The organism is Brevibacterium sp. FAM 27836 (genome assembly GCF_051351055.1).
Taxonomy (GTDB): domain Bacteria; phylum Actinomycetota; class Actinomycetes; order Actinomycetales; family Brevibacteriaceae; genus Brevibacterium.
The window spans coordinates 2,966,763-2,979,955 of record NZ_CP195711.1; the positions used below are offsets into that span (position 1 = coordinate 2,966,763).

At 65.1% G+C, this 13,193-nt stretch carries 10 protein-coding genes; 9 read left to right on the forward strand and 1 reads right to left on the reverse strand.

Annotated elements, in window-relative coordinates:
- Positions 1–121 precede the first annotated feature (121 nt).
- On the reverse strand, positions 122–2,605 hold the full coding sequence (locus ACSE4D_RS13270) for an LPXTG cell wall anchor domain-containing protein (RefSeq protein ID WP_436326089.1): 2,484 nt from the start codon (positions 2,603–2,605) through the stop codon (positions 122–124).
- Positions 2,606–2,891: 286 nt separating this feature from the next.
- On the opposite strand from ACSE4D_RS13270, the gene ACSE4D_RS13275 reads away from it, so the two are divergent.
- The 9 genes from ACSE4D_RS13275 (at position 2,892) to ACSE4D_RS13315 (ending at position 13,033) form a co-directional block, all read left to right on the forward strand.
- A complete protein-coding gene (locus ACSE4D_RS13275; RefSeq protein WP_436326090.1) occupies positions 2,892–4,079 on the forward strand; it encodes a heme/hemin ABC transporter substrate-binding protein in 1,188 nt (395 codons plus the stop codon).
- Positions 4,076–5,242 carry a FecCD family ABC transporter permease gene (locus tag ACSE4D_RS13280; protein ID WP_436326091.1) on the forward strand — a complete coding sequence of 389 codons (1,167 nt, stop codon included), beginning with the start codon at positions 4,076–4,078 and terminating at the stop codon, positions 5,240–5,242. The genes ACSE4D_RS13275 and ACSE4D_RS13280 overlap by 4 nt, the downstream gene beginning before the upstream one ends.
- On the forward strand, positions 5,239–6,084 hold the full coding sequence (locus ACSE4D_RS13285) for a heme ABC transporter ATP-binding protein (RefSeq protein ID WP_135540220.1): 846 nt from the start codon (positions 5,239–5,241) through the stop codon (positions 6,082–6,084). Before ACSE4D_RS13280 ends, ACSE4D_RS13285 begins: the two co-directional genes overlap by 4 nt.
- A gap of 2 nt (positions 6,085–6,086) precedes the next feature.
- On the forward strand, positions 6,087–7,445 hold the full coding sequence (locus tag ACSE4D_RS13290) for a hypothetical protein (RefSeq protein ID WP_436326092.1): 1,359 nt from the start codon (positions 6,087–6,089) through the stop codon (positions 7,443–7,445).
- Positions 7,446–7,492: 47 nt separating this feature from the next.
- Complete coding sequence (locus ACSE4D_RS13295) at positions 7,493–9,790, forward strand: hypothetical protein (RefSeq protein ID WP_425117986.1); 2,298 nt, start codon at positions 7,493–7,495, stop codon at positions 9,788–9,790.
- A gap of 94 nt (positions 9,791–9,884) precedes the next feature.
- Complete coding sequence (locus ACSE4D_RS13300) at positions 9,885–10,832, forward strand: aldo/keto reductase (RefSeq protein ID WP_168216745.1); 948 nt, start codon at positions 9,885–9,887, stop codon at positions 10,830–10,832.
- The gene (locus ACSE4D_RS13305) at positions 10,829–11,416 is read left to right on the forward strand and encodes a hypothetical protein (RefSeq protein ID WP_135810105.1); all 588 of its coding nucleotides are present in this window, start codon (positions 10,829–10,831) and stop codon (positions 11,414–11,416) included. Before ACSE4D_RS13300 ends, ACSE4D_RS13305 begins: the two co-directional genes overlap by 4 nt.
- Positions 11,413–12,492: a tRNA (adenosine(37)-N6)-threonylcarbamoyltransferase complex transferase subunit TsaD gene (tsaD, locus tag ACSE4D_RS13310; RefSeq protein WP_135810104.1), complete on the forward strand. Its 1,080-nt coding sequence runs from the start codon at positions 11,413–11,415 to the stop codon at positions 12,490–12,492. Before ACSE4D_RS13305 ends, tsaD begins: the two co-directional genes overlap by 4 nt.
- Positions 12,479–13,033 (forward strand): NUDIX domain-containing protein, encoded by a 555-nt coding sequence (locus ACSE4D_RS13315; protein WP_168216744.1) that lies wholly within the window; start codon positions 12,479–12,481, stop codon positions 13,031–13,033. The genes tsaD and ACSE4D_RS13315 overlap by 14 nt, the downstream gene beginning before the upstream one ends.
- The last annotated feature ends 160 nt before the right edge of the window (positions 13,034–13,193 follow it).

Sequence of the window (13,193 nt, forward strand, 5' to 3'; positions counted from 1 at the left end):
TCGTCGATCCGTGTGACGGTTCACGATATTGGAACTTCGGGTGAGTCCGTCCCGGTTCGGAACTGCTTGGCCGAACCGGGACGAACTCCGTGGCTCACTACATTGCTTGTTGCGGGCCAGTCTAGCGTTTGCGGATCCGCGAGAACATCACGGAACCTGCGCCGAGGACGATCAGACCGATCGCAATCGGCAGAGTCATCAGGTCGGCACCGGTGCGCGGCAGGTCAGAACCTGTCTTGGGGCCGTCAGAGGACTCACCGGCATCGGCTCCGACAGAGGACGAGCCCTCCGCGACGGAATCGGAACTGCCAGCGGCGCCATCGGCCGTGCCTGAGCTGCCGTCGGAACCGGCTTCGGTGCCGTCGGTCGCCCCGTCGTCTGCACCGGCGTCATCGGTTGCACCGGCATTCGACCCGCCTTCGCTGCCATCGTCGTCCGTGACCTCGTCTTCGGTCACTGTGACGGTGAACTCTGCGGGCTCAGAAGGCACGCCATCGACCGTGGTGATGGCCGAGTAGGCATACGTGCCCTTGGCGCTCGGCGCCTTGGCGGAGAAATCGCCCTGCTCGTCAGCGGTCACCGTGATGTTGTCTTCGGCTGGGACTGCTGCGGCGAATGCCCTGACCTGGCTTTCGTCGTTCTTCTCAATCACGGGAGCCCAGGCCAGGTTGACCTCGGCGTTCGGGGTGGTCGTGCCCTTGACGAGACGGTCCTTGCCGACGGTCTGATCCTTCACAACAGGCTTGGCAGGCGTGTCCTCATTCCCGTCGGAAGCACCGTCGGAGTCTTCTCCGTCGGCAGAACCTTCGGCGTCCGAGTCGGAACCGTCGGCCTTGCCGTCGGCGTCAGCAGCGGCCTTCGAACCGTCGGAATCGCCTTCGGCGGCACCGTTGTCGGCGCTTCCTGCGCCGTCGTTGTCGCCCTCGGCAGCGTCAACGGCGCCCTTGTCATCGGACTCGGCGCCGTCGGTGTCACCCTCAGTGCCGTCGGCCGCGCCCTTGTCGTCGGTGTCGCCTTCCGTGGCGTCGGCAGCGCCTTCGTCGGTACCTTCTGCGCCGTCGTTGCTGCCTTCGGCGGCGTCGGCCGCTCCGTCGTCGCCGGCTTCGGCGCCATCAGAACCGGCTTCCGCACCATCGGCTGCGCCCTTGTCGTCGGACTCGGAACCGTCGGTGTCGCCCTCAACGCCGTCGGCCGCACCGTTGTCGCCCGCCTCGGCGCCGTCGGTCGCACCGTCGTCCTCATCATCGTCGCCGGGGAACAGGGCATTCTTCTGCTCATCGGTCAGTTCGAGAGGTTCGCGATAGAGCTCGGCATCGCCGGTGGGCAGACCATGTGCGACCCAGGTGAGCACGTCATAGCTCTTGGACTCATCGAGCTCTGCGGTCTTCGCTGTGACGTCGACGTCGATGCTGCCGTCCTTGATCTGCGGCGGCATCACGTACTGCACGGCTGTGGTGTTGCCGGCCGTGACATCCTTGCTCGCCAGATCGCGATCGACAATCGCTGCATAGGCGCCGGCCGAGGGCTTTCCGGTGCTGGCATCGGGCAGGTTGTCGTAGCCGTCTCCTGTGACATTGACGGTGAGTCCGTCCTCGGCGCTTGCCGACTTCACCGAGTGCGTGGTCGAGACTTCGGGTGCCGGTGCCTGCGCGGTGTATTCGACAGTCAGCGGGTTGGTCTTCTTCCGCGGTTGAATCGACGTGCTTGCACCTGCGGTGGTGTACCAGTAGGAGTCCTGACCGGTGGCAACGTTGAAGTCGATCCAGTCCTGAGGCATCGCGCCCCACCAGGATTCGTTCTCAGCGGTCTTCGGGGACTGCACATTGCGGCCATCGGTCTCGGTCTCGACACCGAGGTAGTCGGGAGTGAATTCGAATCCGTCGTCGGTGACGTCGACCGAACCCTGCTGGATCTGCACGATGTCGCCCTCGACGGGGTCGAGCTTGAGCCACTTGCTCAGATCGTCCATGTCCGTGCCGTAGCCCGAATATGTACCGGTGATCGTGCCCTTGCCGTTTTTGACCTCGAGCTTCGGGTCCGAGATCGTCCAGTAGGTCATGCCGCCGTAGTAGGCGAAGGACCAGGAACCCTCCCACTGGATCGAGGCATTGTCGCCATCGGGATCGACGGTTCCGGTGCCGTTGGAGATCTGCACACTGTCACCGGTGTGGTTGTTCGCGGCCTCGGCATTGATCGTGCTGTTGACCTTGTTGCCCTCGCCGTCGGTGCAGCGATCGGCGAAGTTCGATGCCTTGCCGTTCGTCTTCACGATCGAGGTGTTCCCGTCGGTGAAGTTGCCGTCGGCATCGACCGGGTAGACCTTCCCGGCGTCGTCGGCGGTCCAGATGCGGGCCATTCCCGTGTCTCCGGCGTCACCGGCGATGAGGAAGTTGCACCCGCCGAAGTAGGCGCCGCCGGTGGATTCGTCATTGACCGACCAATTGAACACGGCATCGTCGACAGTTTTGTCGACGGCGCCGAACGCCGGGGCACTCATGCCCATCCCCAGCAGACCGGCAGCGGTCGCGATCGCTGCTCCGGCTGCCAGCGGCGAACTGATGCGCCGTGCCCTCGAGACACGTGCGCGCGCACTCTTGTGCGTCATAGATTCTCCTCATTTTCAACGTGGTACACGGCGAAGACCGCGTGCTGCCAGGCACTCGAAACGATCCTGGATCTGTCATCAGCGAAAGTTGTGTAATCACTGAACGGTAAATAGACTACACAGCCATAACCTAAAAAGCCAAGGTAAGCCTTACCTAGGAATGAATAGCCTTACTTTAACTATGTGACTTTCGGAGATGTTCGGGTAACACATGCAGAAGTGGTCTTTGCGCAGGACTGTGCGCCGTCGATCGTTCCGCCGAACCGCATGGTTCGCCGGAGGTCTGGTGTTGGCGATCCTGCTGTGGAACAACGGAATCCACAACATCGGGTCGATCAACGCCCAAGGTGAGGCCGCATGTCAGCAGCCGCCCGCCCGGTCAACGCCGGACTTGCCGAGCGTTCCCGACGTCGACCGGTCAACACTGCCGGACCCGACCGCGATCACCGGGCAGACGACCGCCTACACCCAGGCCGGCGAGATCCCTCCGGTCTCCGACACTGCCGCCCACGAAGCGAACCTGCCGGTGACCGTCACCAGCGACGACGGCCCCCAGCAGACGGTGAAGAAGACCGATCGGATCCTCGCGATGAATCAGAACGGCGGGATCGCCGCCGCCGTGGTCGGCCTCGGGCTCGGCTGCAACCTCGTCGGCCGAGACATCGCCACCGACTTCACCCAGCTCGTCCCGGATGCCGAGCAGCTCCCACAGGTCACCCAGGGCGGACACGAGATCAACGCCGAGGCGGTGCTCGCACTCTCGCCCGATGTCGTCCTCACGGACACGACGATCGGGCCCTACGATGCTCAGCTGCAGCTTCGCAACGCGGGCATTCCGGTGATCTTCATCTCCTCGTCCTATTCCGACGGGGTCCGGTCGGCCGGGCCCCAGATCCGGGAGGTCGCTGAAGCCCTGGGCGTGCCCGAACTCGGTGACAGACTCGCAGAACGCACCGTCCGCGAGATCAACGACACGCAGAAGGCCGTCGCGAAGCTCGCTCCCAAGGACCCGGCCGACCGCCCGCGGACGGTCTTCCTCTACCTGCGCGGCAATATCTACTACTGGTTCGGCGTCGGCTCCGGAGCCGACTCGCTCATCCAATCCGTGTCCGCCCGTGACGTGGCTGCCGAGGTCGGATTCGAAGGCATGTCACCGACGAACTCCGAGGCCCTCATCAAGGCGGCCCCCGACGTCATCGTCGTGATGACCCTGGGACTGGCCTCGGTGGGAGGGATCGACAAGGCCCTTGAGCTGCCCGGAATCAAACAGACACCGGCCGGTAAGAACCGACGGCTGGTCGATATGAGCGACTACGAAGTGATGAGCTTCGGCCCGCGGTCGGCACAGGTGCTGGCTGCCCTCGGCACAGCGATCTACGCGCCCGAACTCGCCTACCACCCGGACCATCCGCCGAAGTCCATCGAGAAGCGTCTGAAAGAGATCAATGAAGAATTGGAAGAGGACCAAGCATGAGTGAGTCCACCGAGGTGCGGGACCACGCTCTGCGCCGATCCCGCCGCCTCGACGTCGCCAGCGACAGCCGAGCTTTCGACGTTGTCAGCGCTGCCCGCGGTCTCGACCTCGGACGTATCCGTGGCCAGCGCACCGCACGGGCGGGAACCCTGTTCCTGCTCCTGATCATCGCCCTCATCGCTGCCTGCGTCCTTTCTGCCGCGATCGGTCAGCTCTTCATTCCGCCGCTGGAAGTCATCGGTTCGCTCCTGCACAAGGTCGGCCTCGATTGGCTGCCGGGGCCGAGCCACGAATTCGGTGAGGAAGCCCTGTGGCAGGTGCGCTTCCCCCGCGTGGTCATGACAGTTCTCGTCGGTGCTGCACTCGGCGTTGCCGGAGCGATGATGCAGGGCGTCTTCGGCAACCCGCTGGCCGAACCCGGAGTCGTCGGAGTCTCCTCCGGAGCCGCAGTCGGTGCCAGCGCTTCGATCCTCTTCGGGTGGTCATTCCTCGGTGCGTTCACCACCCCGACCTTTGCCTTCGTCAGCGGTCTGATCACGACCTTCGTCGTCTATACGGTCTCCCGCTCGGGAGGACGCACGGAAGTGATCACCCTCGTCCTCACGGGAGTCGCGGTCAACGCCATCGCCGGAGCCGCGATCGCCTACATCACCTTCGCCGCACCCACCTCGGCGAGGGAGCAGATCGTGTTCTGGCAGATGGGCAGCTTCAACGGCAGTCTGTGGTCCCAGGTCGGGCTGATCCTGCCGCTCATCGTCTTCGGGATCATCATCGCCCAGACCCTGGCTCCGGGACTCGACATCCTGTCCCTGGGCGAGAAGAGCGCACGCCACGTCGGGATCAACGTCGAACGGCTGCGCATCATCGTCATGGCCGTCGTCGCTCTTCTGGTCTCTGCAGCGGTCGCATTCTGCGGAATCATCGCCTTCGTCGGCCTCGTCGTCCCGCACATCATCCGCATGGTCATCGGGCCCGGCCACCGACTGCTGCTGCCGGCCAGCGTGCTCGGAGGTGCGGTGCTGCTGTCGATCGCAGACCTCGCCGCCCGCACGCTCGTCGAATTCGCCGACCTGCCGATCGGCATGCTCACATCGCTGGTCGGCGGACCGTTCTTCTTCTACCTCATCAGACGCAGCCGCAAGGAATCGGGAGGTTGGGCATGAGCATAGGCTCCCTCAATCGGTCATCTGTCCGTCGCGCAGAATTCCCCGCACCCGGCGAACCGATCATCTCCGTGCGCGGCGCGGAGGTCAGCTTCGGCGACCGCTCGATCCTCGCAGGCATCGACCTCGACATCCGGTGCGGAGAGGTGCTGGCGATCGTCGGCCCCAACGGTGCCGGAAAATCGACCCTGGTCAACGCGGTCACCGCTGACGTCGAGCTCGACGCGGGCAAGGTGCTCATCGACGGTGAGGCGGAATACTCCTGGTCGACTCGCGAACTCGCGCTGCGCCGGGCAGTTCTTCTCCAGGACATCGGGATGGCCTTCCCCTTCACCGTCCTCGAAGTCGTCGAGATGGGCCGGTCCCCGTGGGCCGGCATGCGCGAATCCCAGCACGACGACCTCATCGTCTCCGGATCGATGTCGAGGACCGAGACCGTCCAGTTCGCGGCGCGGAAGTTCACCTCCCTGTCCGGGGGCGAAAAAGCCCGCGTCGCTTTGGCCCGCGTGCTCGCGCAGGCGACGCCGGCGCTGCTGCTCGACGAGCCTACGGCGCCGATGGACATCCGTCACCAGGAACTGGTCCTCCAACAGGCCCGCGACTATGCGTCGACCGGGGGAGCCGTGGTCATCATCGTCCACAATCTCGACCTCGCCGGCGCCTACGCCGACCGCATCGCGATGATCTCCAACGGTTCGATCATCGCCGACGGCCCACCTTCCGAGGTGCTCACCGCCGACCGCATCAGCGACGTCTACGACTACCCCGTGTCCATCGTGGCCGACCCGAACACCGGTGCACCTCTGGTTGTGCCCGTGCGCGCCGGCCGAAAGGAAAACTGATCATGCTCACGACAGCACTCAACCGGACCGTCGCCTCGGTGCCGGTGAAGCGGATCCTCGCACTCATCACGATCTCCGCGCTGTTGGCCGTGGCCGTGGGCCTGACGGCGACGATGCTCAACCCCACCCCCGCCGAGGCGGCCCCGAAGGTGTCCGTGTCCGGCACCCCGAAGGCCGATGGTGAGTCCGAACTGGGGCTTTCGGGATCGGGTTTCCAATCCGTCGAAGGCGGGTTCGGAGGAATCTACGTCCTCTTCGGCTGGGTCGACGACGCTTCCGGCGGATGGCGGCCGAGCAAGGGCGGAGTCACAGGGTCGAACTACCGCTACGTGTACGACGATGAGACCAAACCGGCCGGATACCAGCTGTTCGTGACCTTCCCCGGCTCAAGCACGGCGTATGCCGCCAATGGCGGTGAAGTCGCGGCGAACGGCACCTGGAGCGGAACCATCAAGATCCCCGGCCAGAAGTTCACAACCTACGACCGGTCCCAGAACGAGACCGAGGTCGACTGCGGCGAGGTCCAGTGCGGGATCATCACGATCGGTGCCCACGGCGTCGACAACGCCAACAACGAATCCTTCACCCCCGTCGACTTCGCCGCTTCCGGTGCCGCCGCCGGCAAGGATGCGGAGAAGAACGAGAATGACGAGAGGAAGTCGTCCGAGAACAAGGATGAGAAGAAGGACGATGGGGGCTCCGGCGGGGGCGACGCTCCGGCCGTCGACCCCGCGCAGAACCCGAATGCGGCACCGGTGGCCAGTGAACCGCCGATGAGCACCTCATGGCTGATCTTCTTCGCCATCCTCGCCGGAGTGCTCGTGCTCGGTTCGATCATCGCGATCGGCCTCGGGTTCGGCATCGGCGGGTACCTCGCGGCCAAGAGTCTGCTGCTGGGAGTCAGCCCGGCGGCGATGGAGAAGGAACGCGACCGGCGCGAGCGCAAACGGATCCGGACCCAGCACAAGCTGGCCAAACGCCGACTCGCGATCCAACGGAAGAAGAAGCTGCAGCTGGCCAAGCTCGAACGCGGCTCCGACCGTGCCGTGGCGCACGCGAACCATCAGAGTCTCGGCCCCGGCAACGGCAAGCTCCCGCCGCAGGTCATCGCCTTCTTCGAGGACGAGGACCGGAAGTCCTCGGGGAACCGCAGCGGAGGCGACGACGTCGGTTCGGCGCCGAGCTTCTACACCGGAAGCGCCCTCTCCGCCGGACCGGTCGCCGACGGCACGGCTTCGGGGGACGGCGGGACCGCCTCGGCGGGGGAGAGCGATCCGGAGGATCACAAGGACACGCGGGTTCTCACCCGGGTGGCCGCGGGCGACGCCGAGACCACCACCATCCCGACGACGAACTCATGACACGCGCACGGACCGTCCTGCGGGACGAGAACGGACGAGAAACCACGATGCACACTCACACATCCACCCGCAGGGGCAGGATATTCACACGCACCGCGGCCGGGATCGCGGCCCTGGCACTGCTCGGATTCGGGCTCACCGGTCCCGCACAAGCGGTGACCGCGCCGTATTCGGTGCCAGGGGAGACCTCGACTGCGGATCCCGGAAATGATGCGCCGGATACGGACGGTCCCCTCGACATCGATGATGCGGTCTTCGACTGGTCGGTCAACGACGAATCCACGGGCGGGTCCTACTTCGGCGGGTGCAACTACCTGGCCGCCGGTGAAGCCGGGGACACGGGTATGGCTCGGATCTGGACGGACAAGGACGCGGGCACACTGTTCAAGACGAACAAAGCCGGCAACTTCACCGACGGAAACGTCTCCATCGTCAAGGAGAACGGGAAGTACTCGACATTCCAATCACGGTGCGAAACCGGCGGAGGCGAGCTGGTCAACGGCAAGGTCAACGCCGAAGCCGAGAACAACCACACCGGCGACACGGTGAGAATCACCAATGGTGAGGGAACAGTCGACCCGAAGAACAACAACGCCTCGATCCAATGGAAGGGCTCCTGGACCTTCGCCTACTACGGCGGCATGACCTACTGGACCATCTCCGACCCGAAGCTCGAGGTCAAGGACGGCAAGGGCACGATCACGGGAACCTATTCGGGCTTTGGCGCCGATATGGACGACCTGAGCATCTGGAAGAAACTCGATGCTCGCGACGGCGATATCGTCGAAATCCAGCAGGGCGAAGTCGACGTCACCGACGACGGCTTCGAATTCACCCCCGACTACCTCGGTGTGTCGACTGACACCGACGGCCGCAATCTGCAGTCCGAGAAGACCGCGGAGAACGAATCCTGGTGGGGCGCGATGCCGCAGGACTGGATCGACTTCAACGTCGAGACCGGTCAGGACTCGTACTGGTACACCACCGCCGGAGCGAGCACCTCCATCCAACCGCGCAAGAAGACGAACGACCTCGAGGTCAGCTACTCCCAGCCGGTCGAAGAACCCGATGACGGAGACCACACAGAGAACCCCGATGACAATCCGAGACAGCCCGATGACCCGGGCGATGACGGCAAGGGCGATAAGGGATCCGACGGCAAGGACAGCTCCGGCGACGGCACGGCTACTCTGTACTGGTCACTGAATAAGGAGGCCAACGGTGGAGCCTTCTTCGGCGGCTGCAACTTCCTCTCCGCCGGCAAGGCCAAGGACTCCGGAAGTGCCCGCGTCTGGCCCTCCGGAGGTGGCGGTTTCTACAAGTCGAAGTCCGGGAACGTGACGATTGAGAAGCCGACGGGCTCGACGTTCAAGGAGGCCTCCTGGGACTCTCGGTGCCAGGACTCCAAGGGCGAAGCCGTGTCGACTACCCGCAAGGACTCATGGACGCAGTCGCGGGTGGCGATCAAGGACGGCGAAGTCAGCGAATCCGATGACGGTGTGACCGTGCAGTGGAAGGGCAGCTTCACCGTCGCCTTCTACGGCGGCATGACCTACTGGTCGGCGACCGACCCGAAGCTCGAAGTCGACGCCGATGGCAAGGGCCGGCTCGTCGCCAGCCTCAGCGGTTACGGAGCCGACATGTTCGACGCCTCGAAGTGGATCACGCTCAAGCCCGAGTCGATCACGATGGCGAACTTCAAGAACATCGACATCGACGCACTCCTCGACGACGGTCACATCACGGCCACCCCTGACTACCTCGGCGTGAAGTACGACAACAAGGGCAAGTCGGGGTCCTCGGGCAGCGCAGTCGGCGGTTCGGACGAGAACGCCTCGGCGCAGGCGAAGAAGTCCGGAGAGAACTCCGACCACTGGGGCGCCTTCCCGCAGGACTTCGTCGATTTCCAGCACAAGACCGGCCAGTACTCGTACTGGTTCACCTCCGACGGCGTCCGCGATCCCTACAAGCCGGCCGAACCGATGACCATCTCGCTCGGAGACTACTCACCGGGTGCCGGGGACTACAACGCGGCAGCAGGCAACGGCGCACCCGGACAGAACGCCCCGGGCGCCGGCGGTCAGCCGGGAGCCGGTGGAGGCGGAGGCGGTTCTGCCGGTGGTGCAGGCAAGGGCTCCAGTGACAAGAAGTCGGGCAAGGGCAGCGACTTCGACGATGAGACGATCTTCGCCGAGGAGGCCGAAGAGGTCCGGGCCGCGTCCGAGGTGCCTGTGCGCGCCTGGATCGTCATGGGCACCGGTCTGGCGGTCGCGGTCGTGGCCGGGTTCGGCATCCGGTCGGGAATCCGCCGCCACATCGGCCTCGATCCCTCCGACCTCGTCTGAGGGTGCGTAACCGGTCGAGCAGGGCTCGGTTCGCGGTGGATCTCACCGTGAACCGGGCCCAGTCCCGTATGCCTCGGAGGGTAGGCTGGAGCATATGACACGTGTGCAATTGGCAGATACCGATCTCTCCGTCCATCCACTTCAGCTGGGCGGCAATCCCTTCGGCTGGGGAGCGGACCGAGATCAGAGCTTCGCTGTCCTCGATGCCTACGCTGCAGCCGGCGGAAACTTCATCGACACCGCCGATGCGTACTCGGCCTGGGTCGACGGCAACTCCGGCGGAGAGTCGGAGACGATCATCGGCGAATGGATGAAGTCGCGCGGCAACCGCGATGAGATGGTCATCGCGACGAAGGTCGGCATGCACCCGAAGCACAAGGGCCTCGATCCGGCGAACATCCGCGACTGCGTCGACGATTCGCTGCGTCGCCTGGGCACCGATCACATCGATGTCTACTACGCCCATGTCGATGACGACGAGGTCGACCAGGTCGCCGTCGCCGAGACCTTCGACGCTCTCGTCCGCTCCGGCAAGGTCAGCTACCTCGGCGCCTCGAATTTCAGTCTCGACCGGCTGCGGTCGGCGAGGAAGATCTCCACGAAGTTCTCCCTGGCCTGCTACCGCGTCGTCCAGGACCGGTTCAACCTCGTCTCCCGCGCTGCCGTCGACGAACAGAAGCAGGCATACCTGCGCTCCGAAGGGATCGCCGAACTGCCCTTCCACTCGTTGGCTTCCGGGTTCCTCACCGGCAAGCACACCGGTGGAGACGCCACAGGCAGCGTCCGCGGCGAACGAGTCGCAGGATTCGTTGAGGACCAGAATGCACTCGGCGCCCTCGAGGTCCTCCACGATGTCGCCTCGACCCACAACGCGACGATGACGGCCACTGCCATCGCCTGGCAGCTCAGCCACGATTTCATTCCTTCGACCATCGCCTCGGCGCGGGTGCCCGAACAGCTCACCGAGCTGCTGGCCGGCACGCAGATGCAGCTGAGTGATGAGGAGAAGGCCGCCCTCGACGGAGCCTGGGTGGAAGCATGACCGCGACCAGTCCGCGCCTGGTCACCTGGGAGAACGGAACCGACCTCGTCATCGAGCTGCCGGTGGCCCGCGATGTCGGGACCGTCTGGGACACCCTGACCGACAGCGAGACCGCAGGCACATGGTTCGCGCCGTTCCGCCTCGGCGAAGAATCGTCAGATGCGGGGGACGATCCCGACGTGCCTGCGTCCCGTCCGATCACCTTCGAACTCGAGGACGCCGATTTGGACGGAGCGGTGCTCAGCTGCGAGGAATACGACCATGTGCTGCTCGAACTCGAGGCCTTCGGTGTGCTGGGTATCCGGCTGCTGCCGGTCGAAGGTGATTCGGGTGACGAGACCTTGCTCGTGTTCACTCACACCGCCGCCGACGTCGAATCTGCTCGAACCCAGGCAGCCGAATTCGGACCTATGTGGGACACCCACCTGCGTCTGTTCGTGCGGGTCCTCGGCCTCGACGCCGCAGAGGCGACCGAACCCGAACTCGTCGCTGCCTATTCCGATCTCGCGCTCGAGGTTGCGGACTCCGGGGACGGCACGGACTCGGCCAGTGCTGATTCGGCTGGTGCTGAGGGCGAATCGTGAGCGACCCCCTCGTCCTCGGCATCGAATCCTCCTGTGATGAGACCGGGGTCGGCATCGTCCGCGGACGCACGCTGCTGACGAACACGGTGTCCTCATCGATGGACGAGCACGTCCGCTTCGGTGGAGTCGTGCCCGAGGTCGCTTCCCGGGCGCATGTGCAGGCCATCGGCCCGGCCATCGCCTCGGCGTGTGAGATCGCCGAGGTGGAGCTGTCCGAAATCGACGCCGTAGCCGTGACGGCCGGGCCGGGATTGTCCGGTGCGCTCATGGTCGGTGTGGGCGCGGCCAAGGGGCTCGCAGCGGCACTGAACAGACCGCTCTACGGAGTCAACCACCTCGCCGCACACGTCGCCGTCGACCTCGTCGCCGAGGATATCGACGGGCTGACCACGCCGACGATCGCGCTCCTCGTCTCCGGAGGACACACGGAGATCCTGCGCATCGGAGATGTCGTCACCGATATCGAACTCCTCGGCTCCACGATCGACGATGCCGCAGGTGAGGCCTTCGACAAGACCGCGCGTCTGCTGGGGCTCAACTACCCGGGCGGCCCGAACATCTCGAAGGCGGCCCTCGGCCTTCTCGACGGCACCGGAATCCCCGGCGATCGGAAAGCCGTGACGTTCCCGCGCGGACTGGCGAAGAAGCAGGACCTTCGTGATCCGGAGCGTCGGTATAACTTCTCGTTCTCCGGGCTGAAGACCGCGGCCCTGCGCGAGGTGACGAAGGCAGAGACGCTCGGTACCGATCTGCGCGTGGCCGATATCGCGGCCGGTTTCGAAGACGCGGTCGTCGACGTGCTCGTGACCAAGACCCTGCTGGCCGCGGCCGACACCGGCATCGATCACGTCGTCCTCGGCGGGGGAGTGGCCGCGAACACTCACCTGCGTGAGGTGCTCGCTGAACGCTGCGCCGAGGCTGGGGTGACCCTGCGGGTGCCGCCCTTGACACTGTGCACCGACAATGGAGCCATGGTCGCGGCCCTCGGTGCTGAGCTCGTCGCTCGCGGAATCGGGCCGAGCGATCTGTCCTTCGCCGCAGTCTCCTCATTGGATGTCGATCATGTCCTCGTCTGAGAACGACCCGAACAGCGCCGCCGAAAGAAACGCCCAGGCGGCGAAGTCCACGCGCCTGCCCGACGGTCGGCCGCCTCGGCGATCCGGGGACGGGTGGACCTACGGATCGGACGGGAAGAAGCATTGGGGGCTCAACGGGGCCGCCGGGCTCATGCTCGTCGATCCCGAGCGCGGGGTGCTCATGCAGCATCGGGCGCTGTGGTCGGTCGAGGGCGGGACCTGGGGATTCCCCGGCGGTGCCCGGGACATAGGGGAGTCCGCGGTGGAGGCCGCGATCCGCGAGTCCTGGGAGGAAGCCGGAGTGCCGGACCAGGACGGCACCGGCATCGAGATCGTCGAGACGCACGTCCTCGACCTCGACACCTGGTCGTATACGACGGTGATCGCGAAGACCCTGCGGCGCTTCGACGCAGTCATCAACGACCCCGAGAGCATCCAACTGACGTGGGTACCCCTTGACGAGCTCGACGATTACGAGCTGCACCCGGGAGTCGCCGCCGCACTGCCGACGCTGCTGGAGCTGCTGCGCCCCCACCTGTGAGCGCGTGAGTGTGATGAAGGTTGGGCAGGGCCCCGCCGAATAGTGGTCAACAACGGAGACCTTGGGCGCTCCGAAGTGTCTCCTCGGTGGATTGTCTGGTCGATCCACCGCGACCCAAGCCCTCAGAACGCCGGGGATCGACCAGGAAATCGAGGGAGGA

Excerpts from the sequence above, each read along its gene's own strand:
- ACSE4D_RS13285 (WP_135540220.1), top strand. The coding sequence starts at position 5,239 with ATGAGCATAGGCTCCCTCAATCGGTCATCTGTCCGTCGCGCAGAATTC.
- ACSE4D_RS13270 (WP_436326089.1), bottom strand. The coding sequence starts at position 2,605 with ATGACGCACAAGAGTGCGCGCGCACGTGTCTCGAGGGCACGGCGCATC.
- ACSE4D_RS13295 (WP_425117986.1), top strand. The coding sequence starts at position 7,493 with ATGCACACTCACACATCCACCCGCAGGGGCAGGATATTCACACGCACC.
- ACSE4D_RS13315 (WP_168216744.1), top strand. The coding sequence starts at position 12,479 with ATGTCCTCGTCTGAGAACGACCCGAACAGCGCCGCCGAAAGAAACGCC.
- ACSE4D_RS13300 (WP_168216745.1), top strand. The coding sequence starts at position 9,885 with ATGACACGTGTGCAATTGGCAGATACCGATCTCTCCGTCCATCCACTT.
- ACSE4D_RS13305 (WP_135810105.1), top strand. The coding sequence starts at position 10,829 with ATGACCGCGACCAGTCCGCGCCTGGTCACCTGGGAGAACGGAACCGAC.
- ACSE4D_RS13290 (WP_436326092.1), top strand. The coding sequence starts at position 6,087 with ATGCTCACGACAGCACTCAACCGGACCGTCGCCTCGGTGCCGGTGAAG.
- ACSE4D_RS13280 (WP_436326091.1), top strand. The coding sequence starts at position 4,076 with ATGAGTGAGTCCACCGAGGTGCGGGACCACGCTCTGCGCCGATCCCGC.